Consider the following 20,259-nt stretch of genomic DNA (forward strand, 5'->3'; position numbering starts at 1 on the left):
AGACTTTTCCACCACCGACACAGGAGGCTCGCTTCCATGGCGAACTACACCGCCGCCGACGTCAAGCGTCTCCGTGAGCTCACCGGCTCCGGAATGCTGGACTGCAAGAACGCGCTCGCCGACAACGACGGCGACTTCGACAAGGCTGTCGAGCAGCTGCGCATCAAGGGTGCCAAGGATGTGGGCAAGCGTGCCGAGCGCTCCACCGCCGAGGGCCTCGTCGTGGCCAAGGACGGCGTGCTGGTCGAGCTGAACTCCGAGACCGACTTCGTCGCGAAGAACGACGAGTTCAAGGCTCTGGCCGACAAGGTCGTCACCGCTGCCGCCCAGGCTCGTCCGGCCGACGTCGACGCGCTCAAGGCCGTCGAGGTCGACGGCAAGACCGTCGATGCCCTCGTGCAGGAACTGTCCGCGAAGATCGGCGAGAAGCTCGAGCTGCGTCGCGTCGCGGCTTTCGACGGTCAGACCGCCGTCTACCTGCACAAGCGTGCTTCCGACCTGCCGCCGTCGGTCGGTGTGCTCGTCGAGTACACCGGTGAGGGCGACGCCGCTGCCGAGGCCGCTCGCGCTGCCGCGATGCAGATCGCTGCTCTGAAGGCCAAGTACGTCACCCGCGACGAGGTGCCCGAGGACATCGTCGCCAACGAGCGTCGTATCGCCGAGGAGACCGCCAAGGCCGAGGGCAAGCCGGAGCAGGCTCTGCCGAAGATCGTCGAAGGCCGGGTCAACGGTTACTTCAAGGACGTCGTCCTTCTCGAGCAGCCGTCGGTGACGGACTCGAAGAAGACCGTCAAGGCCATCCTCGACGAGGCCGGAGCGAACGTCGTCCGCTTCGTGCGTTTCGAGGTCGGCGCCAGCTAGTTCTTCCACTCCTCGACCCCGTCGGTTGTCCACCGGCGGGGTCGAGGTGTGTCGGGCCACCCTGCCTCGCGGCCCGGAGGCGACCGTGTCCGCACGGTGACAGGCGTGGCGTGTCGATCTGCCCGGTCTCGGATCCCACGGGCGGATGAGGCAGGATGATAAGGGCCGATTCATGCGCAACCAGAGGAGAGTCATGTCCGACCACGCCCACGATCGGCCCGGATTCCGCCGGGTACTGCTCAAGCTCGGCGGCGAGATGTTCGGCGGAGGCAAGGTCGGACTCGACCCGGACGTGGTGACGACCGTGGCCGAGCAGATCGCCGAGGTCGTGCGCGGTGGCGCCGAAGTCGCGGTCGTGATCGGTGGAGGCAACTTCTTCCGGGGCGCCGAACTGCAGCAGCGCGGCCTCGAACGCGCCCGCTCGGACTACATGGGCATGCTCGGCACCGTCATGAACTCGCTTGCGCTGCAGGACTTCCTGGAGAAGCAAGGAATCGACACCCGCGTGCAGACCGCGATCACCATGGGGCAGGTCGCCGAACCCTATCTGCCCCTGCGTGCGCGTCGTCATCTCGAGAAGGGGCGGGTGGTGATCTTCGGTGCCGGCATGGGCATGCCCTACTTCTCCACCGACACCACCGCGGCGCAGCGCGCCCTCGAGATCGGCGCGGAGGTCGTCCTCATGGCGAAGGCCGTGGACGGTGTCTACTCCGACGACCCGCGGATCAATCCCGATGCCGTCCTGTTCGAGGAGATCACGCATCGCGAAGTCATCGAACAGGGCCTCAAGGTCGCCGACGCGACCGCCTTCAGCCTGTGCATGGACAACTCCATGCCCATCATGGTCTTCAATCTGCTGACCAAGGGCAATATCGCTCGTGCCATCGCCGGTGAGAAGATCGGAACACTCGTACGGTCATGAACGGACAACGGAACATGGAGGAATTGCCGTGATCGATGAAGCCCTCTTCGAAGCCGAAGAGAAGATGGAGAAGGCCGTCACGGTGGCCCGGGACGATCTGGGCGGTATCCGGACGGGTCGCGCGAACCCGGGTATGTTCAACCGGATCGTGGTCGACTACTACGGCGCGCCCACCCCGATCACGCAGATCGCCAGCATCAACGTTCCCGAGGCCCGCATGGTCATCGTGAAGCCCTACGAGGCTTCGCAGCTCAATGCGATCGAGACCGCGATCCGCAATTCCGATCTCGGTGTCAACCCGAGCAACGACGGCAACATCATCCGCATCTCCGTCCCGCAGCTCACCGAGGAACGTCGCCGCGAACTCGTCAAGCAGGCCAAGGCCAAGGGTGAAGACGCCAAGGTGGCGGTCCGCAACGTCCGTCGCAAGGCGATGGAGGAACTCGGCCGTATCCAGAAGGACGGCGAGGCCGGCGAGGACGACGTGAACCGCGCCGAGAAGGAACTCGACAAGACGACCGCGAAGTACGTCGGTCAGATCGACGAGCTGATCAAGCACAAGGAAGCCGAACTGATGGAGGTCTGACGGTGGGTAGAGCCGACGGGTCCTCCGGCCCGCAGCTTCCACTCGGTACCGGAACCGCACCCGGTGCCACCCCTGCAGACCCGGCCTCGACGGCCGGTGCTGTATCTGCAGTACCGGCGAACGGCACACCGGCAGCCGGCGCCGCGCCGGTGAAGAAGCCGTCGCGGGCCGGACGGGACCTTCCGGCCGCCATCGCGGTGGGCGGCGGCCTGGGTGCGCTCGTCATCGGCATCCTGTTGTTCGCGCCGACCGCATGGCTCGCCGTGGTCGCCGCTGCGATCGGCATCGCGACCTGGGAGGTCACGAAGCGACTCCGGGAAGCGGACGTGCTCGTCCCTCGGGTGCCGCTGATCGCCGGTGGCCAGGCGATGATCTGGCTCGGCTGGCCCTACGGAACGACCGGTGTGCTCGGCGCGTTCGCGGGCACGGTCGTGGTGACGATGCTGTGGCGCCTGTTCGACCACGGACTCACCGCCCAGCCACGCAATTACCTGCGCGACACCGCCGTGGCAGTCTTCGTCGCAGGCTGGCTGCCGCTGCTCGCGTCCTTCGCGACCCTCATGGTCCTCGAGGACCAGGGCGCGCAGCGCGTGTTCTGCCTGATGATCGTGACGGTCGCTTCGGACATCGGCGGCTATGCGGCCGGTGTGCTGTTCGGCCGGCATCCGATGGTGCCCGCGATCAGCCCGAAGAAGTCCTGGGAGGGCTTCGCCGGTTCACTCGTGGCCTGCATCGTCGCCGGAGTGCTCACGGTCACCCTGCTGCTCGGCGCTCCGTGGTGGGTCGGCGTTCTCCTCGGGGCGGTCCTCGTGACGACCGCGACCGCAGGCGACCTGATCGAATCACAGGTCAAACGCGACCTCGGGATCAAGGACATGGGCACTTTGCTGCCCGGTCACGGGGGAATCATGGACCGGCTCGACTCGATCCTGCCGTCCGCCTTCGTCACCTGGCTCATCCTGACCGCCTTCGTCTAGCGCCGACGGTGCGGTCATCGATGGGGCGAACAGTCGGCCGGGAGACCGGGAACGGGGTGATCGCCAGCCCCAACATCTGGCACTGGCCGGAGATCTACGAACAGGAGAACCGCGCGCAGGACGTCCACGGCGCCGTTCACGCCGCACTGCGGGAGACCGTGGACTGGGCGGGGCGCGATGTCGTGGACGTCGGCTGCGGGGCCGGATTCCACCTGCCGATGTTCGCCGTCGACGCCCACACCGTGACCGGCGTCGAACCGCACCCACCGCTGGTCGCCGCGGCGCGGAGCCGGGTGCGCGATCTGCCGTCGGTGACGGTCCTCCGAGGTTCCGCATCGGGGATGCCGATTCCCGATGCCTCCGCGGATCTCGTCCATGCCCGCACCGCCTACTTCTTCGGACCGGGCTGCGGAGCAGGCATCCTCGAGGCGATGCGCGTGCTGCGTCCCGGCGGTGTGCTCGCCGTCGTCGATCTCGACGCCACCGCTCACCCCTACGGAAGATGGATGCGGGCGGACCTCCCGCACTACGATCCCGCAGCGGTCGAAGCGTTCTTCGAGGCACAGGGTTTCGAGCTGCGCAGGATCGACACGCTGTGGGAGTTCCCCGATCGCGGGACACTGGAAGGTGTACTCGGGATCGAGTTCGCACCCGAGACTGCGGCACGAGCGATCAGGGAGACTCCGGGCACGACACTGACGGTCCGCTACCGCCTGCACGTGCGCCGCAAGCCGAGGGGATTCGAATTCCGCTGAGCCGGCGGCGAACCGGGGCGGCTGAGCCGGCGGCGAACCGGGGCGGCTGAGCCGGCGGCGAACCGGGGCGGCTGAGCCGGCGGCGAACCGGGGTGGCGATTCCGGCCGGGCTAGTGCGATCGTCCGATACCGAACATCCTCGCGAGCTCGGTGATCTTCTTCGCCTTCGCGAGGTTCGGCAGATCACTGCCGTCGCGGACGTTCCGGCCGTCCTCGCCGAGTCTGACGATCACACCCTCGGCCCACTCCACATCCGTGCTGTCGGGGCTCAACGCCACATTCGCGTAGGATGCGCGTTCCGCAGTCATGCACAATTTGCCGGTCATCCCCATCGAGCGGGTGAGATCGGCTTCGAACTTCAGCACGTCCGGGTCGTCACTGAGGGTGGGGCCGTCGATCGGCCCGGGAAGGCGGGCGGCCCGGCTCGTGATCACCAGCCGCGACCGTGCGTATCCCATCGCCAGCGGTGTGTCGTTCATCCCGGTGTCGCGCCGGAAGTCGCCGCTGCCGAAGACCAGCCGGAAGGTGCCTTCCGCTCGGGCGATCTCGGGAGCGGCCTCGAGCCCCGTCGCGGATTCGATCAACACGAGGATGCGGGTGCCCTCGGGTAACCCTCTCGCGGTGGCCTCGACCTGATGACCGCTCTCGGCCTTCGCGAGCATGACACCGCGCAGGCCGGGCAACCCCGCGAGCGCGGCGAGATCGTCGGACCAGAACGGAGTCGTGGCGTCGTTGATGCGCACCCACGCCTCCCCGCCGCTGCGGAGCCACGCGACGATGTCCTCGCGTGCGGTGGGCTTGGCTGCGCCCGGCACGGCGTCCTCGAGATCGAGGACGATCGCATCGGCCTGGGACCGCGCGGCGGCGTCGAAGAGGTCGGGGGAGCGGCCGGGCACCAGCAACCACGACCGTGCCACTTCGGGAGCGACGAGACGGGCCATGCCCTCCATATTCCCGCATCCCGGCCGTCGCGAGGGGGTGAGCATCACAGCGGTGTCCGGACCGGTCGGTCCCCGGTCATGGGAGAATGGGTGATTATGGCTTCTTCCCTGCCCCTCGTCTTCGACGCGCCCAAGCGCGGTATGCCTCCGCGGCACCTCGCCGACCTCGACTCCGATCAGCGTCGGGACGCGGTGCGTGAGCTGGGGCTGCCCGCCTTCCGCGCCGACCAGCTCGCCCGCCAGTACTACGGACGGCTCGAAGCGGATCCGGCGAAGATGACCGACCTGCCGGCCTCGGTTCGCGACAAGGTCGGGGAGGCGCTGTTCCCGCCTCTGCTCACCGCGGTCAAGCACATCGCGTGCGACGGGGGAGAGACCCGGAAGACGCTGTGGCGCGCCCACGACGGCACCCTGCTCGAAAGTGTGCTCATGCGGTATCCGGACCGCGCCACCCTGTGCATCTCCAGCCAGGCCGGCTGCGGTATGGCATGCCCGTTCTGCGCGACCGGCCAGGGCGGTCTCGACCGTAACCTGACCACCGCCGAGATCGTCGACCAGGTCCGTGCGGCCGCGGCGGCCCTTCGGGACGGCGATGTCGCCGGCGGGCCCGGCCGCCTGTCGAACGTCGTGTTCATGGGCATGGGCGAGCCACTGGCCAACTACAAGCGTGTGGTCGCGGCGGTGCGGCGCATCACCTCGCCCGCTCCCGAGGGGCTGGGTCTGTCGCAGCGCTCGGTGACCGTCTCGACCGTCGGCCTCGCGCCCGCCATCCGGAAACTCGCCGACGAGGGCCTGAGCGTCACCCTGGCGGTGTCCCTCCACACACCCGACGACGAACTGCGCGACACCCTCGTACCGGTCAACAACCGCTGGTCGGTGAAGGAAGTCCTCGACGCTGCGCGGTACTACGCCGACAAGACCGGTCGTCGCGTGTCCATCGAGTACGCCCTGATCCGCGACGTCAACGACCAGCCGTGGCGCGCGGACATGCTCGGGAAGAAGCTGCACAAGGCGCTCGGCTCGCTCGTGCACGTGAACCTCATCCCGCTCAACCCGACACCGGGCAGCGAGTGGGATGCCAGCCCCAAGGACGTGGAACGCGAATTCGTCCGGCGTGTGCAGGCCCAGGGTGTGTCGTGCACGGTGCGCGACACGCGGGGTCAGGAGATCGCCGCCGCCTGCGGGCAGCTCGCCGCGGAAGCCTGACAGGCACCGAAGACACGACGAAGCCCGTCCGGACATGCCCGGACGGGCTTCGAACGTAGGTGGTCCTAGCGCGCTCGGCGGCGACGCAGGGCATCGCGCACGACGATGAACACCAGCACCGCGGCGAAGCCGATCAGGTACACGCTCTCGACATGGCCCTCATGATTGCCGATGAGCATCAGCAGCAGGAACGCCGCGGCGACGAAGGCCATGACTCGGAAGAACTTGGGAGCTTCCCCGCTCCAACCCCACTCGGCCGACGGCACTTCCGCCGCCAGATCGTTATGAGTGGACTGCAACTCGGTACCGGCCACCGTTTCCTCCTGCTCACCAGACGCTGCTTGTAGTGTTCATCGTGACATACGACCCCCTGTCGTACGAAGCGGGGGCGTGCGTGAGTCCTCTCCGGAAGCCGGGCGACCGGGCGGTTCAGGAACTCTTCAGGTCCGTCAGGAACAATGCTCCCGTGGCCGACAGACGATCCTCCTCCCGTACCCGTGTGTTACTGCTCGGCAGCACCGGTTCCATCGGTACCCAGGCGCTCGACGTGATCGCCGCCAATCCGGACGACTTCGAGGTCGTCGGGCTGGCCGCGGGCGGCGGCAAGACGGACCTGCTGGCCGAGCAGATCCGCGCGACCGGCGTACGCGAGGTAGCGGTCGCCGATCCGGCCGCCGCCGCACGTCTCGAGCTGCCGGTCCGCAGCGGTCCGCAGGCTGTCACCGATCTCGTTCGCGAGGTGGAGGCCGACGTCGTGCTCAACGCGCTCGTCGGTTCCCTCGGGCTCGAACCGACACTGGCGGCCCTCGGTACCGGCGCCAGGCTCGCGCTGGCGAACAAGGAATCGCTCGTCGCGGGCGGATCGCTGGTGACCGCGGCGGCGGCACCGGGGCAGATCGTCCCCGTCGACTCCGAGCATTCCGCGCTCGCGCAGTGCCTGCGCGGCGGTAGCGGTGACGAGGTGGCCCGGCTGGTGCTCACCGCCTCGGGCGGGCCGTTCCGCGGCTGGACCGCGGACCGCCTCGAATCGGTGACCCCGGAACAGGCCGGCGCACATCCCACCTGGTCCATGGGGCCGATGAACACCCTGAATTCCGCGACCCTCGTCAACAAGGGCCTCGAACTCATCGAGACACATCTGCTCTTCGGAGTCGGGTACGAGCGGATCGACGTGACGGTGCACCCGCAGTCGATCGTCCACTCGATGGTGACCTTCGTCGACGGTTCGACGCTGGCCCAGGCGTCGCCCCCGTCGATGAAGCTGCCGATCGCCCTTGCCCTCGGCTGGCCGCACCGAGTCCCGCATGCCGCGCCCGCACTCGACTTCTCCACCGCGTCGACCTGGGAGTTCGAACCGCTCGACGACGAGGTGTTCCCGGCCGTGCGGCTCGCCCGGCAGGCCGGTCTCGGAGGTGGCTGCCTCACGGCGGTCTACAACGCCGCCAACGAGATCGCTGCGGAGGCGTTCCTCGCCGGAACCCTCTCGTTCCCGCGGATCGTGCAGACCGTCGAGGCGGTGCTGAACGACGCGCACGAGTGGTCCGCCGAACCCAGTACCGTGGACGACGTGCTCGCCGCCGACGGCTGGGCCCGCGACCGGGCGCGCACACTCGTATAGGAGGATCGGCCACTCATGATGTTCGCACTGGGCGTGGTGGTGTTCGCCCTCGGCATCGCCATCTCGATCGCCTTGCACGAGGCCGGCCACATGTGGACGGCGCAGAAGCTGGGCATGAAGGTCCGCCGCTACTACATCGGTTTCGGCCCGCGCGTGTTCGCCTTCCGTCGCGGCGAGACGGAATACGGACTCAAGGCGATCCCGGCCGGAGGATTCTGCGACATCGCGGGTATGACGGCCCTGGACGAACTCGCGCCCGACGAGGTCGACCGCGCGATGTACAAGCAGAAGACGTGGAAGCGCCTGGTCGTGATGTCCGGCGGCATCGCGATGAACTTCCTGCTCGGCATCGTCCTGATCTACGGGCTCGCTGCGAGCGCCGGCCTGCCCAACACCGACAACCGCGCGGTGGTGGGCACCGTCGGCTGCGCGGCACCGACGCAAGCGGGCCCGCCCGACTACGCTCCCGCCGACTGCACGGGGCCGGGGCCTGCGGAGCAGGCCGGTATCGAGCCGGGCGACGTGATCGTCGCGGTGGACGGACAACCCGTCGAGACCTTCGCGGATCTGGTGCGGACCACGCAAGCCCTGTCGGGCACGGTGCCGTTCACCGTCGAACGCGGGGACGCGACCCTCACGCTGCCCGTCACCATCGAGCAGGTGCAGCGCTGGGTGTACGAGAGCGACTCGGCCGATGCCGAACCCGTCTCCCGCACGGTCGGGGCGATCGGTGTCGGCGGAGAGCCGGGCATCATCGAGTACACGCCGCTGACGGCGATTCCCGCGACCTTCGAGTTCACCGGATATCTCGCGGTGCGCACCGCCGAGGCCCTCGTGAGCCTGCCGAGCAAGGTCGCCGACCTGTGGACGGCGGTCACCGGCGGCGAGCGTTCGGTCGACACCCCGGTCAGCATCGTCGGGGCCAGCGTCATCGGTGGTCAGTTCGCCGAGCGCGGCATCTGGGAGTCGTTCGTGCTGCTGCTCGCACAGCTGAACTTCTTCCTCGGTGCGTTCAATCTCCTCCCGCTGCTTCCGCTCGACGGTGGGCACATGGCCGTCGCCGTCTACGAACGGGTCCGCAACTGGGTGCGCAGCCTGCGTGGGCTGCCGATGGGCCCGCCCGTGGACTACATGAAACTGCTGCCGCTGACCTACGTGGCGGTGGTCATCGGTGGCGCGTTCATGGTGCTCACCCTCACCGCGGACATCATCAACCCCATCCAGCTGTTCTGACCTGCGCCGGTAGACTTGCCGGATAGCTACGAAAGAAGGCGAACTGTGACCAGCCCCGTCGGATTGGGCATGCCCGAAGTTCCTGCGGTCCTCGCGCCCCGCCGCAAGACCCGCCAGCTCATGGTCGGCGGTGTCGGTGTCGGTAGCGATCACCCGGTCTCGGTGCAGTCGATGACCACCACGAAGACCCACGACGTCAATGCGACCCTTCAGCAGATCGCGGAGCTGACGGCCTCCGGATGCGACATCGTCCGCGTGGCATGTCCCCGCCAGGAGGACGCCGACGCGCTTCCGATCATCGCGAAGAAGAGCAAGATCCCGGTGATCGCCGACATCCACTTCCAGCCCCGCTACATCTTCGCGGCGATCGACGCCGGGTGTGCCGCGGTGCGCGTCAACCCGGGCAACATCAAGGAGTTCGACGGTCGCGTCAAGGAGGTCGCCAAGGCGGCCGGCGACGCAGGGATCCCCATCCGGATCGGTGTCAACGCCGGTTCGCTCGATCCCCGGCTGCTCGCCAAGTACGGCAAGGCCACCCCGGAAGCGCTCGTCGAATCGGCGCTGTGGGAGGCGAGCCTGTTCGAGGAACACGGCTTCGGCGATATCAAGATCTCGGTCAAGCACAACGATCCGGTGGTCATGGTGGAGGCCTACCGGCAGCTCGCCGCCCGGTGCGACTATCCGCTGCATCTCGGTGTCACCGAGGCCGGTCCCGCCTTCCAGGGCACCATCAAGTCGGCCGTGGCGTTCGGTGCCCTGCTGAGCGAAGGTATCGGCGACACGATCCGTGTCTCGCTCTCGGCGCCGCCTGCGGAGGAGATCAAGGTCGGCACGCAGATCCTGCAGTCGCTGAACCTGCGGCCCCGCAAGCTCGAGATCGTCTCCTGCCCGTCGTGCGGACGCGCCCAGGTGGACGTCTACTCGCTCGCGAACGAGGTCACGGCCGGGCTCGAGGGCATGGAGGTGCCGCTGCGGGTCGCGGTGATGGGATGCGTCGTCAACGGTCCCGGCGAGGCACGTGAGGCGGACCTCGGTGTGGCCTCCGGGAACGGTAAGGGCCAGATCTTCGTCAAGGGCAAGGTCATCAAGACCGTGCCCGAAGCGCAGATCGTGGAGACCCTCATCGAGGAGGCGATGCGCATCGCGGAGGAGATGGAAGGTGACGCCGCGGGCGGTGGTCCCGTAGTCTCGGTCGGCTGAGATCGTGGGCCGGTCGGACGCGCAGGACGGTGCTTTCCGGTGCCCGGTTTCCACGCAGGCGCACGGCATGGCACCCTGATCTCGTATCGGCTTGTCGACGGGTGGTGAGCTAGTGCTCAAGCTTCTGGGTGTCCGGTCGTTGGGTGGACGTGACACCGCCGCGGTGCTGCGGGTGCTCGCCCGGGATCCGGTGGCCTCCTGCATGGTGGCCGGCCGGGTGGAGGAGTACGGGATCGACGGCCGCGCCGTCGGTGGCGAGATGTGGAGCCGGGGTGGGCCGGAGACGTCGCTGTGCTTCTCCGGGGCCAACCTCATCCCGTTGCTCGGAAGCTCCGAGGACATTCAGGCATTCGCCGAACGGGCGAGTCGAGGCCCGCGCTTGTGCTCGTCGATCGTCGGTCGCGCCGAGTACGCGCTGCCGATGTGGGAGCGCCTCGAGTCGACGTGGGGTCCTCCGCGTGAGGTGCGAGCGGAGCAGCCTCTGCTCGTCCTCGACCGCGAACCGCTCGTCGAACCGGATCCGCTCGTGCGCCTCGTACGGCCCGAGGAGCTCGACATCTATCTTCCGGCTGCCGTGTCCATGTTCATCGAAGAGGTCGGGATCGACCCGAGGACGGGTGACGGCGGCGCGGGTTACCGGCGTCGCGTCGCGAGCCTGATCGCGGCCCGTCGTGCGTGGGCCCGATTCGAGGACGGACAGGTCGTCTTCAAGGCGGAGGTCGGTTCGCAGTCGTCGACGGTGGGACAGATCCAGGGTGTGTGGGTGGATCCCTCGCGCCGCGGGTCGGGCATCGGCACGATCGGCACTGCCGCCGTCGCGGTCGCGGTCGCACGCTCGGGCAGGTTGCCGAGTCTCTACGTCAACAGTTTCAACGCCCGCGCGCGTGGCGCGTACGCCCGCGCGGGATTCCGTCAGGTCGCGACCTTCTCGACGGTGCTCCTGGACTGAGAATTCGCCGGATTCTGCCTACGATGACGGGCGATGAGACCTCGAAGTTCGACACCGGCGCCCGTGCGTACGCGCACCCTCCGGATCGTGGCGGTGTTGGTGGCGGTCGCCGTGACTCTCGGTCTGGCGGTCGCGTGCACACCGCGCCCGGCGGGGCCCGAAGCCGCCGCTCGGGCGTTCCTCGAACTGTTCGCCTCGCAGGATGTGGAGGCGGCCGCCGCACGAACGGACCGTCCCGGCGACGCGGCAGTGGCGATGCAGGAGGTCGTGGACGGGCTGCAGGCCGAATCGCTCACCGCCCTCACGACATCCACGCGGATCAGCGGCGACTCCGCGACGGTGGGGTACAGCTACGAGTGGCACCTGCCGAAGGACCGGGTGTGGCAGTACACGGGCGAGCTGAACATGGGACGCAGCGGTGACGACTGGCTCGTGCGGTGGGCCAAGTCCGCTCTGCACCCCCAGCTCGGCGAACGGCAGACGATGCAGTTGCGCAGCCGTCCGGCGCCGCGGGCCCGCGTCAACGAGCACGCGGGCAGCGACATCCTGGTACCCGGCACGATCTACGGCATCGCGTTCGACGCCTCGGCCGGTGGCGACGTGGCCACGGCGGCACGCGAACTCGCGTCGACCCTGTCACGGTTCGACTCGTCGCTGACCGCGCAGGCGATCGCCGAATCCGTGACGGCCGCGACCGGACCGCGAGCGGTGTTGCGTCTGCGTGAGGACGACTACGAACTCGTCGCGGATCGTCTCGCCGGGATCGACGGGGTGGTGGTGACGGAACAGGCCGATCTCGTCGCGACGGACCGCAGCTTCGCACCGGATCTGGTGGGTCAGGTCAAGAAGACGGTCATCGACGAGGTCGACGGGACCGCCGGGTGGAGCGTCGTGGTGGTGAACCAGTACGGCGTGGATACCGGAGTGCTCACCGAGACGCCGCCCCAGCCGGTCCCGTCGTTCTCGATCAGCCTCGACCGCCCGATCCAGCTCGCGGCGCAGGCCGCCGTCGACGCGCGGAGCGAACAGGCGATGACGGTCGTGATCGAGGCCTCCACGGGAGCCGTGCTGGCCGTCGCCCAGAACAAGGCCGCGGACCGGGATGGGCCGGTTGCGCTGGCAGGCCAGTATCCGCCCGGCTCGACCTTCAAGATCGTCACCTCGGGCGCGGCGATCGCGGAAGGGCGCGCGACTCCGCACACGATGGTTCCGTGTCCCGGACGCATCACGATCGGGGAGCGCAGCGTGCCCAACTACAACGAGTTCGCACTCGGGACCGTCCCCCTGGCCACGGCGTTCGCTCGTTCCTGCAACACCTCGTTCGCCCAGCTCGCCTCGGAGATGGCCCCGGATTCGCTCACGGTCGCCGCGTCGCAGTTCGGGATCGGGGTCGACTACGAGGTGGTGGGGATGCCGTCGTTCACCGGGTCGGTCCCGCCGGCGGACGATCTCGTCGAACGCACCGAGGACGGTTTCGGCCAGGGCAAGGTCGTGGTCAGCCCCTTCGGGATGGCCCTGATGGCCGCGACGGTCGCCGCGGGCCGCACGCCGGTGCCCTATCTCATCGCGGGCCGCGAGACCGTGGTGAAGGGCTCGCCGCCGCCGGTGACGCCGGAGATGGTGGAGGGTCTGCGCGAGATGATGCGCTTGGTGATCACCAGCGGTACCGCCGATCGCATCCGCGATCAGGGGGACGTGTACGGCAAGACCGGTGAAGCCGAGGTCGAGGGCGGGTCGCACTCGTGGTTCGTCGGCTATCGCGGCGACCTCGCGTTCGCGACGCTCGTCGTCCGTGGTGGCAGCTCGGACAACGCCGTCGCGGTCACACGCGACATGTTCGCCGCTCTGCCACCCGAATACAACGACGGTACGTAGATCTCCCGGCAGTCATCGCCGGGAGATCAGGGATTCTTCTCCTGGTTCTCGGCGAGAAGGGCCAACTGTTCGAGCAGGGGAGCGATCGCGGTCAGTTCCGCGGCGTCGGACGGTTCCATCGCGGCGAGCACCTGGCGCATGCGGCTGATCCACATCTGGCGGATGAGGTTGCCGTTGTGTTCGGCAAGTGGTGTGCGGTGCAGGTGATGCGACCGGCCGTCGGCGGGATTGGTCGTCCGTGTGACCAGGTCGCGCTGGACGAGGCTGCGCACGGTGGCGCTGACGTTGCTGCTCTGCAGCCCGAGCAGCCGCGCGAGGTCGGACACCGTGGCGCCGGGATGATCCGAGAGCACCCGCAGCACCTCGATCTCGGACTGCGGTATGCCCACGAGACCGGATTCGCGTTCGCCGACACGCTGCAGTTTCCACACCAGCGTGCGGACGCTGTCGGCCAGGCGGTCGACTTCGGCGTCTGTGATCTTCGGCGGTTCGGGCACGCATCGATGCTAGGCCATGATGTATATATGGATTCATATATAAATTCGAAAGTATCGATCGAGGTGCGATGAACGATCCGTCCGGCACGACCACACGGGCGCTACCGGCCACGGCTGTGGTCTCGCTCGCTCTGCTCGCGGCGCTGGCTCCCTTGGCCGTCGACATGTATCTGCCCGGGTTCCCCGGGATCGGTACGGAATTCGGCACGACCGCCTCGGCGGTGCAGTTCACCCTCACGGCCTTTCTGATCGGCATGGCTCTCGGCAACCTCGTCATCGGACCGCTGTCCGACCGGTTCGGTCGCCGCTCGTCGATGCTCGTCGGCACGACCGTGTGTGCCGCAGCGAGCGTCGCCTGCGCGCTGGCGCCGACGGTCGAACTGCTCGCCGCGGCGAGGTGTGCTCAGGGTTTCGCGGGTGCGGCCGGCATCGTCGTGGGACGAGCGGTGGTCTCCGACCGGGCGGAGGGCCCCGCAGCCGCGAAACTGTTCGGCCTGCTGGTACTCGTCAGCGCTATCGCGCCCATCGCGGCCCCGCTCGCCGGTGGCGCGATCATCCTGTCCGTCGGCTGGCGCGCGGTGTTCTGGTTCCTGGCCGTGCTGAGTCTCGTCATGCTCGCAGCGATCGTCTTCTTCCTACCGGAGAGCCTGCCGGAGGAACGACGTTCGGCCAGCGGCGTTTCGGGCATGCTGCGCGACGCCGGTGGCGTGGTGCGCGACCGGAAATATCTCGGCTATCTCCTCGCGCACACCTTCGCCTTCGGTGTGCTGTTCGCGTACATCTCCGCGTCGCCCTTCGTCCTGCAAGAGATCCACGGGTTGTCCACGGGGTGGTTCACCCTGCTGTTCGCTTTCAACGCTGTGGGGATCACGCTCGGCAACGTCGTCAACCAGCGACTGCTCGCGCGCACGACCCCACATCGTCTCCTGGTCGCCGGCCTGGGCCTGCTCGTCTTCTGGTCCGCCGTGCTCAGCGTCGACGCACTCACCGGGTCCACGCGGGTGGTGACGATGGTGGCGCTGTGGTTCGGTGTCGCGAGCCTGGGGCTCGTCCTGGCGAACGCCGCGACTCTCGCGCTGGGCCAGGTCCGGCATGCCGCCGGCACCGGATCCGCGCTCCTCGGCGCCCTCCAATTCCTTCTGGCGGCCCTGGTCGCTCCACTGGTCGGGGCATGGGGCGAGGACACCGCGGTTCCCATGGCCGTCGCGATGCTCGCGTGTGCGGTCCTCGGACTGCTCCCGCTGACATCCCTGGTCAGGGAAGCAGTCCGGCCTTCCTCGCGACCACCACGGCCTCGTGACGGGAATGGACGTCGAGCTTGCTCATCGCGCTGCGAAGATAACTCTTGACCGTCTCCGCGCCCACCGACAGGCGCTGGGCGATCTCCGCGTTGCTGCATCCCAGCGCCACGTGGGACAGGACATCCGTCTCCCTCGGGGACAGCACGATCTCCGTCTGCGGCCGCTCCCCGTCGAGCGCCCCGGCGAGCCGATCGGACAACGAGCGGAGTTTCTCCTGCAGCGCCGGATCGGAGACGTCCTGGGCGAGCACCCGCAGATCGGCGTGCACCTCCCGGACCTGAGCCGTCGCGACCGGATCGCGGTCGTCGGACGACCGAGCGAGCATCGCGAGACGGCGATCCACTTCGTCGCGTACCGCGATCTCCTGCGCGAGACGGGATGCCGCCTGCGCGAATGCCGTCACCGCCCGGTCGCCGATCGGTGCGCACTCGCGCGCGGCGCCGTAGAGGACGGCGCGTGCCGTCCCCGCCACGAGCACGGGCACGGCGAGGATCGAGCGCAAACCCTCGTACAGCACGGGCCGGTCGAAATGATGGGTGATGGACGACGAGCGACCGTAATCCGACACCGTCACCGCTCGGGCTTCGTGGAGGACGCGGCCGCCGAGTCCGGCGCGCGGGGGCACCACGACACCGACCAGGCTGTTGGTGCGGTTGCCGAAGAACTCGCTCAGTTGCAGGGACCCGCCGTGGACCTCACCGGCGAAGACCACCGGCAGCTGCGCATGGGCCGCGGTGCGGCGGAGTTCTCCGCGCAAGGCGTCGCCGTCACGGGGACGCAGGAGTGCCGAGGAAGCAAACGACACGAACGTCACCCCTTTCCGGGGGTATCGGGGACACGATGTGACTCGAATCATAGACATCGGACGGGTGCACCACAGATCACCGCTGCACCCGAGGAGTACGGACGAGAGGACGGATCATGAGCGACACCGCGAGCCGCGTGCGGACACTGCTCGAGCGTTACGACACGGCGGATGCCTGCGCGGCCCGACTGCTGTGCGACGATCACCCGGCGGACGCCGTGGCGTTCACGGTCGTGGACGGCGATCTCACCGCCACCGACCTCACCTACGGGGAACTCCGGGAACGGTCGTCCCGCTTCGCTGCCGCCCTGGCCGAACTCGGGGTCGAACCCGGTGATCACGTGGCGACCCTCATGGGCAAGTCCGCGGATCTGGTCGTCGCGGTACTCGGCATCTGGCGTCGCGGCGCCGTGCACGTGCCGTTGTTCACCGCCTTCGCGCCCCCGGCGATCGCGTTCCGGCTCGAGGCCAGCGCCGCGAAGGTCGTCGTCGCCGACCGCGACCAGGCCGGCAAGCTCGCGGCAGGAGCCGACATTCCGGCCGACGTGCCCTGGCAGGTCGTCGTGGCGGGGGCCGGCGCGGCGGACGTCTCCGGCCGGCCGGCCCGCGACTTCGGCGACCTGCTCGCCGCGCACTCCGCCGACGACCCGCGCGCCGAGGCGGTCGCAGTGGGCGCGCAGGGACGGCTGGTCCAGTTGTTCACCTCCGGCACGACGGGCACCCCCAAGGGCGTGCCCGTCCCGGTCAAGGCTCTGGCATCGTTCCACGCCTACCTCGAGTTCGGTCTCGACGTCCGCGAGGACGACGTCTTCTGGAACGCCGCCGATCCCGGATGGGCGTACGGGCTCTACTACGCACTGCTCGGCCCGCTCGCCGCCGGACGGCGCAGTCTGCTCCTGCACGCCGGGTTCTCACCCGCGCTCACCTGGCAGGTCCTCGACACCTTCGGTGTCACCAACTTCGCGGCCGCGCCGACCGTCTACCGCAGCCTCAAGGCCGACACCGCCCCGCACCCGCAGGTCCGGTTGCGCCGTGCGTCCTCGGCCGGTGAGCCGCTCACACCGGATGTGCTCGCCTGGTCGCAGGAGACTCTCGGGGTGGTCGTCCGCGACCAGTACGGGCAGACCGAGCACGGCATGTTCGTCGTCGACGCCTGGGCCGACGAATTGCGCGAAGCCACCCCGCCGCGCTCGATGGGCAAGCCGCTTCCCGGGTGGACCTGCGCGGTGCTGCGTGACGACAGCGACGAACCCGCCGAGGCCGGCGAGGTCGGGCGGGTCGCCATCGACGTACACGCGAGTCCTCTGGTGTGGTTCACCGGCTACGTCGACGCCCCCGAGAAGACCGCCGAGCGCTTCAGCGACGACGGCCGGTGGTACCTGACGGGCGACGCCGGGAAGGTCGACGAGAACGGATTCTTCTTCTTCTCGTCCCGCGACGACGACGTGATCATCATGGCCGGCTACCGCATCGGTCCGTTCGATGTCGAGTCGGTACTCGTGATGCATCCCGACGTGGTGGAGGCCGCCGTCGTCGGGCTTCCCGACGAGCTGCGCGGGGAGGTCCTCGAGGCGTTCGTGGTGCTGCAGGAGGGAGTCGACGGCGGCGATGCGCTCGAAGCGGAGTTGCAGCAACTCGTGAAGAAGAAGTACGCGGCCCACGCGTACCCGCGTGCCGTGCACTTCGTTCCCCACCTGCCCAAGACTCCGAGCGGCAAGGTGCAGCGTTTCAAGTTGCGTCAGGCCGGTGCCGTCGGCTGATCGTGCCGCGTCGGCGGACGCGGACAGAGGGGGAGTGGGGCGCGGGAGCTAATCTGGAAGTCATGTCTACCCGCGCTCCGCTCGTCCCCGGTACTCCGACTCCCGTGCGGGAGGTGCCCGCGTCGATCGGACGACCGGAGTACGCGTGGAAGCCCACGGCGAAGGAAGGCAACGAGCCGTGGGTGCAGACACCCGAGACGATCGAGAAGATGCGGATCGCCTCGAAGATCGCCGCCCAGGCGCTCGTGGAAGCGGGTAAGGCCGTCGCACCGGGGGTGACCACCGACGAGCTCGATCGCATCGCGCACGAGTACATGTGCGATCACGGTGCCTATCCCTCCACGCTGGGCTACCGCGGATTCCCCAAGTCGTGCTGCACCTCGCTCAACGAGGTCATCTGCCACGGCATCCCGGACTCGACCGTGATCGAGGACGGCGACATCGTCAACATCGACGTCACCGCGTACATCGACGGCGTCCACGGCGACACCAACGCGACTTTTCTCGCCGGTGATGTCTCCGAGGAGGTCCGCCTGCTGGTCGAGCGCACCCACGAAGCCACGATGCGGGGCATCAAGGCCGTCCGCCCGGGGCGTGCGCTCAACGTCATCGGCCGGGTGATCGAGTCCTACGCCAACCGGTTCGGCTACGGCGTCGTGCGCGACTTCACGGGCCACGGAATCGGCGAGACCTTCCACAACGGCCTGGTGATCCTGCACTACGACCGGCCCGACATCGACACCGTCATCGAGCCCGGCATGGTGTTCACCATCGAGCCGATGATCAATCTCGGTACCCCCGACTACGAGATCTGGGACGACGGCTGGACCGTCGTGACCAAGGACCGCAAGTGGACGGCGCAGTTCGAGCACACCATCGTCGTCACCGAGACCGGAGCCGAGATCCTCACGCTTCCGTGACCTCGGGAGACAGCATCGAGAGCCGTCCGTCGCGGACCTCGGCGACTCGGTCGGCGGCGCCGAGACAGGAGCGGTCGTGCGTGACGAGCACTGTGGCGGTGCGCCGTTCACGGGACAATCGCATGATCAGATCGACGATCTCCGCGCCCCGCTCGTGATCGAGGGCGCTGGTCGGCTCGTCGACCAGCAGGACGTTCGGCTCGTTCATCAGGGCACGCGCGATGTTGACCCGCTGTCGCTGGCCGCCGGACAAGGCGTGCGGCCGGCGGTCGGCGTGACCGGCCATGCCTACCGCGTCGAGCAAGGACATCGCACGTGACCTCGCCTCGCGCGTCGAACGGCCGTCGATCCATGCCATGGCCTGCAGCTGCTCGGCAGCGGTGAGGGAGGGCACGAGGTTCGGCTGCTGGAAGACGATCCCGATCGTGCGCCGGCGCAGTTCCGCAGAGCGGGCGCGGGACAGGCTCGTTGCGTCGACACCGCCGATCACGACCCTCCCGGAATCGGGAGTGATCAGGGTGGCGGCCACTGCGAGCAGGCTGGACTTCCCGGAGCCGGAGGGACCGACCACAGCGGTGACGGTGCCCGCGGGCACCTCGAGCGTGACCCGGTCGAGGGCGAGAACACGGTCGTCGCCGTCGGCATAGGTGAGCGAAACATCGGTCAGGATCAGACTCATCGGGCACTTCCCAGGGCGGTGAGGGGGTCGACGGAGGTGATGCGGCGGACGGCGACGGCCGCGCCGAGCGAGCCCAACGTGATCATCACTGCAGCCGGTATCACGAGAGCGGCCGGCGTCAGTGCGAACGGGACGGATCCGGCCAGGGCCGCTCCGGCAGCAGCGGCCAGTGCCGTGCCGAGCGCGGTGCCACCGACGAGCAGGACGACGGCTTGTCCGAGCGCGTCGCGGACCAAGCGGCCGGTGGAGGCCCCCAGCGCTTCGAGAACGGCGATGTCGCCGCTGCGCTGCACGGTCCACACGGTGAAGAAGGCGCCGATCACGAGCGCGGAGATGGCGAAGAGGAAACCGCGCATCAACTGGAGCGAGCCGTTCTCCGAGGCATAGGAGCCGATGGCGGACAGTGACGAGTCCTTCGGGACGGTCGTCGTCCCTGCGAGACGGTCGGTGGCGGTGCTGTCGAAATCCGCGGTGGTGCGCAGCGCGACGAAGGTCGCGGCCGGTTCGGTGTGGGTCTCCGCCGGAGGCGCCGTGGTCTGCCACGTGTCGAGGTCGATCCAGATCACGGGAAGGTGACCGAACGATTCGTCGCCGTGCACCGTCCCGACCACGAGATCCCGCCCGGCCAGGGTGATCACGTCGCCCGGTGACACCCCGAGGCTCTCGGCGACGGGGGCGGTCAGCACTGCGGTGTCCTCGTTCTCCGGTGCACCGCCCGGGACGAGGGCCGAGCCGGATCGCACACCGAAGGCGGACACCGTGAGGCGCGCGTCGCCGGCCGTGGCCTTGGCGGTGGAGATCCCCACGGGTTCTGCGGCGGTCACTCCCGCGGTGGCCGCCACTCGTTGCCACTGGCTCTCGGTCACGACCGATTCGGCATACGACAGGTCCTGTCCGTCCGCGGGCGCTTCGAAGGCGATACGGTCGGCGGGCAGGGCGGTGATCGCGGAAGTGTTCTGGCGGCCGAGACCGGCGGTGAGACCGGACAACAATCCGACCAGCAGGGTGATCAACACGACGACGGCCCCCATCAGGGCGAATCGCCCCTTGGCGAACCTGAGGTCTCTCCAGGCAACGAACACGGTGCGGGCTGCTTTCTCGTAGGGAACGGTGTGCTCTCCACTGTTCCCGGACAGGAACTGCCGGACATCCGGCAGGAGAGAGCACTTCACAG

General features: G+C 68.5%; 20 protein-coding genes. 14 read left to right on the forward strand and 6 right to left on the reverse strand.

The genetic code is table 11. From position 1 onward, the window contains the following. Positions 1-36 precede the first annotated feature (36 nt). From tsf to MOM01_RS04760, 5 genes are all read left to right on the forward strand, one after another. Entirely contained in the window at positions 37-861 is an 825-nt protein-coding gene (gene tsf / locus MOM01_RS04740) for a translation elongation factor Ts (RefSeq protein ID WP_241384240.1), read from the forward strand. 193 nt (positions 862-1,054) lie between these two features. Next, positions 1,055-1,783 (forward strand): UMP kinase, encoded by a 729-nt coding sequence (gene pyrH, locus MOM01_RS04745; RefSeq protein WP_241384241.1) that lies wholly within the window; start codon positions 1,055-1,057, stop codon positions 1,781-1,783. A 28-nt stretch (positions 1,784-1,811) separates the two neighbouring features. Next, on the forward strand, positions 1,812-2,369 hold the full coding sequence (frr, locus tag MOM01_RS04750) for a ribosome recycling factor (RefSeq protein WP_213931400.1): 558 nt from the start codon (positions 1,812-1,814) through the stop codon (positions 2,367-2,369). A 2-nt stretch (positions 2,370-2,371) separates the two neighbouring features. After that, a complete protein-coding gene (locus MOM01_RS04755) occupies positions 2,372-3,346 on the forward strand; it encodes a phosphatidate cytidylyltransferase (RefSeq protein WP_241384242.1) in 975 nt (324 codons plus the stop codon). A 20-nt stretch (positions 3,347-3,366) separates the two neighbouring features. Further along, the gene (locus MOM01_RS04760; RefSeq protein WP_241384243.1) at positions 3,367-4,101 is read left to right on the forward strand and encodes a class I SAM-dependent methyltransferase; all 735 of its coding nucleotides are present in this window, start codon (positions 3,367-3,369) and stop codon (positions 4,099-4,101) included. A 110-nt stretch (positions 4,102-4,211) separates the two neighbouring features. Here the strand turns inward: MOM01_RS04760 and MOM01_RS04765 are convergent, their stop codons facing one another. Then, positions 4,212-5,051, reverse strand: coding sequence for an HpcH/HpaI aldolase/citrate lyase family protein (locus tag MOM01_RS04765; RefSeq protein ID WP_241384244.1), 840 nt, complete (start codon positions 5,049-5,051; stop codon positions 4,212-4,214). 87 nt (positions 5,052-5,138) lie between these two features. On the opposite strand from MOM01_RS04765, the gene rlmN reads away from it, so the two are divergent. Then, positions 5,139-6,248: a 23S rRNA (adenine(2503)-C(2))-methyltransferase RlmN gene (gene rlmN, locus MOM01_RS04770; protein ID WP_241384245.1), complete on the forward strand. Its 1,110-nt coding sequence runs from the start codon at positions 5,139-5,141 to the stop codon at positions 6,246-6,248. Between the two features lie 65 nt (positions 6,249-6,313). On the opposite strand, the gene MOM01_RS04775 is transcribed toward rlmN, so the two are convergent. After that, positions 6,314-6,562, reverse strand: a complete 249-nt coding sequence (locus MOM01_RS04775; protein ID WP_241384246.1) for a DUF2631 domain-containing protein — start codon at positions 6,560-6,562, stop codon at positions 6,314-6,316. A 152-nt stretch (positions 6,563-6,714) separates the two neighbouring features. On the opposite strand from MOM01_RS04775, the gene dxr reads away from it, so the two are divergent. From dxr to MOM01_RS04800, 5 genes are all read left to right on the forward strand, one after another. Next, on the forward strand, positions 6,715-7,866 hold the full coding sequence (gene dxr, locus MOM01_RS04780) for a 1-deoxy-D-xylulose-5-phosphate reductoisomerase (RefSeq protein WP_241384247.1): 1,152 nt from the start codon (positions 6,715-6,717) through the stop codon (positions 7,864-7,866). Positions 7,867-7,881: 15 nt separating this feature from the next. Further along, positions 7,882-9,099 carry a M50 family metallopeptidase gene (locus MOM01_RS04785; RefSeq protein ID WP_241384248.1) on the forward strand — a complete coding sequence of 406 codons (1,218 nt, stop codon included), beginning with the start codon at positions 7,882-7,884 and terminating at the stop codon, positions 9,097-9,099. Between the two features lie 45 nt (positions 9,100-9,144). After that, complete coding sequence (gene ispG / locus MOM01_RS04790) at positions 9,145-10,299, forward strand: flavodoxin-dependent (E)-4-hydroxy-3-methylbut-2-enyl-diphosphate synthase (protein WP_241384249.1); 1,155 nt, start codon at positions 9,145-9,147, stop codon at positions 10,297-10,299. A gap of 112 nt (positions 10,300-10,411) precedes the next feature. Beyond that, on the forward strand, positions 10,412-11,248 hold the full coding sequence (locus tag MOM01_RS04795) for a GNAT family N-acetyltransferase (RefSeq protein ID WP_241384250.1): 837 nt from the start codon (positions 10,412-10,414) through the stop codon (positions 11,246-11,248). Between the two features lie 33 nt (positions 11,249-11,281). Further along, positions 11,282-13,123, forward strand: coding sequence for a penicillin-binding transpeptidase domain-containing protein (locus MOM01_RS04800; protein ID WP_241384251.1), 1,842 nt, complete (start codon positions 11,282-11,284; stop codon positions 13,121-13,123). 26 nt (positions 13,124-13,149) lie between these two features. Here MOM01_RS04800 and MOM01_RS04805 read toward each other — a convergent pair whose 3' ends face one another. Next, a complete protein-coding gene (locus MOM01_RS04805) occupies positions 13,150-13,620 on the reverse strand; it encodes a MarR family winged helix-turn-helix transcriptional regulator (protein ID WP_241384252.1) in 471 nt (156 codons plus the stop codon). Between the two features lie 68 nt (positions 13,621-13,688). Here MOM01_RS04805 and MOM01_RS04810 point away from each other — a divergent pair, with 68 nt between their 5' ends. Then, entirely contained in the window at positions 13,689-14,969 is a 1,281-nt protein-coding gene (locus tag MOM01_RS04810) for a multidrug effflux MFS transporter (protein WP_241384253.1), read from the forward strand. Here the strand turns inward: MOM01_RS04810 and MOM01_RS04815 are convergent. Further along, positions 14,875-15,735 carry a helix-turn-helix transcriptional regulator gene (locus MOM01_RS04815; protein ID WP_241384254.1) on the reverse strand — a complete coding sequence of 287 codons (861 nt, stop codon included), beginning with the start codon at positions 15,733-15,735 and terminating at the stop codon, positions 14,875-14,877. The two genes, MOM01_RS04810 and MOM01_RS04815, sit on opposite strands and share 95 nt — an antisense overlap. Positions 15,736-15,842: 107 nt before the next feature. On the opposite strand from MOM01_RS04815, the gene MOM01_RS04820 reads away from it, so the two are divergent. Beyond that, a complete protein-coding gene (locus MOM01_RS04820) occupies positions 15,843-17,486 on the forward strand; it encodes an AMP-binding protein (RefSeq protein WP_277609225.1) in 1,644 nt (547 codons plus the stop codon). A 62-nt stretch (positions 17,487-17,548) separates the two neighbouring features. Beyond that, entirely contained in the window at positions 17,549-18,406 is an 858-nt protein-coding gene (gene map / locus MOM01_RS04825; RefSeq protein ID WP_241384255.1) for a type I methionyl aminopeptidase, read from the forward strand. Here map and MOM01_RS04830 read toward each other — a convergent pair. Next, a complete protein-coding gene (locus MOM01_RS04830; protein ID WP_241384256.1) occupies positions 18,393-19,085 on the reverse strand; it encodes an ABC transporter ATP-binding protein in 693 nt (230 codons plus the stop codon). The genes map and MOM01_RS04830 overlap by 14 nt on opposite strands. Beyond that, a complete protein-coding gene (locus MOM01_RS04835; protein ID WP_241384257.1) occupies positions 19,082-20,257 on the reverse strand; it encodes an ABC transporter permease in 1,176 nt (391 codons plus the stop codon). The genes MOM01_RS04830 and MOM01_RS04835 overlap by 4 nt, the downstream gene beginning before the upstream one ends. Positions 20,258-20,259: the final 2 nt, after the last annotated feature.

Origin of the sequence: Rhodococcus sp. CH91, from assembly GCF_022554085.1 — a bacterium.
Taxonomy (GTDB): domain Bacteria; phylum Actinomycetota; class Actinomycetes; order Mycobacteriales; family Mycobacteriaceae; genus Rhodococcus.

What these genes read in the sequence shown, in the direction of transcription:
- tsf (WP_241384240.1), top strand. Translation starts at nt 37, where the DNA reads ATGGCGAACTACACCGCCGCCGACGTCAAGCGTCTCCGTGAGCTCACC.
- pyrH (WP_241384241.1), top strand. Translation starts at nt 1,055, where the DNA reads ATGTCCGACCACGCCCACGATCGGCCCGGATTCCGCCGGGTACTGCTC.
- MOM01_RS04760 (WP_241384243.1), top strand. Translation starts at nt 3,367, where the DNA reads ATGGGGCGAACAGTCGGCCGGGAGACCGGGAACGGGGTGATCGCCAGC.
- MOM01_RS04765 (WP_241384244.1), bottom strand. Translation starts at nt 5,051, where the DNA reads ATGGAGGGCATGGCCCGTCTCGTCGCTCCCGAAGTGGCACGGTCGTGG.
- rlmN (WP_241384245.1), top strand. Translation starts at nt 5,139, where the DNA reads ATGGCTTCTTCCCTGCCCCTCGTCTTCGACGCGCCCAAGCGCGGTATG.
- MOM01_RS04785 (WP_241384248.1), top strand. Translation starts at nt 7,882, where the DNA reads ATGATGTTCGCACTGGGCGTGGTGGTGTTCGCCCTCGGCATCGCCATC.
- MOM01_RS04800 (WP_241384251.1), top strand. Translation starts at nt 11,282, where the DNA reads ATGAGACCTCGAAGTTCGACACCGGCGCCCGTGCGTACGCGCACCCTC.
- MOM01_RS04810 (WP_241384253.1), top strand. Translation starts at nt 13,689, where the DNA reads ATGAACGATCCGTCCGGCACGACCACACGGGCGCTACCGGCCACGGCT.
- MOM01_RS04820 (WP_277609225.1), top strand. Translation starts at nt 15,843, where the DNA reads ATGAGCGACACCGCGAGCCGCGTGCGGACACTGCTCGAGCGTTACGAC.
- map (WP_241384255.1), top strand. Translation starts at nt 17,549, where the DNA reads ATGTCTACCCGCGCTCCGCTCGTCCCCGGTACTCCGACTCCCGTGCGG.
- MOM01_RS04830 (WP_241384256.1), bottom strand. Translation starts at nt 19,085, where the DNA reads ATGAGTCTGATCCTGACCGATGTTTCGCTCACCTATGCCGACGGCGAC.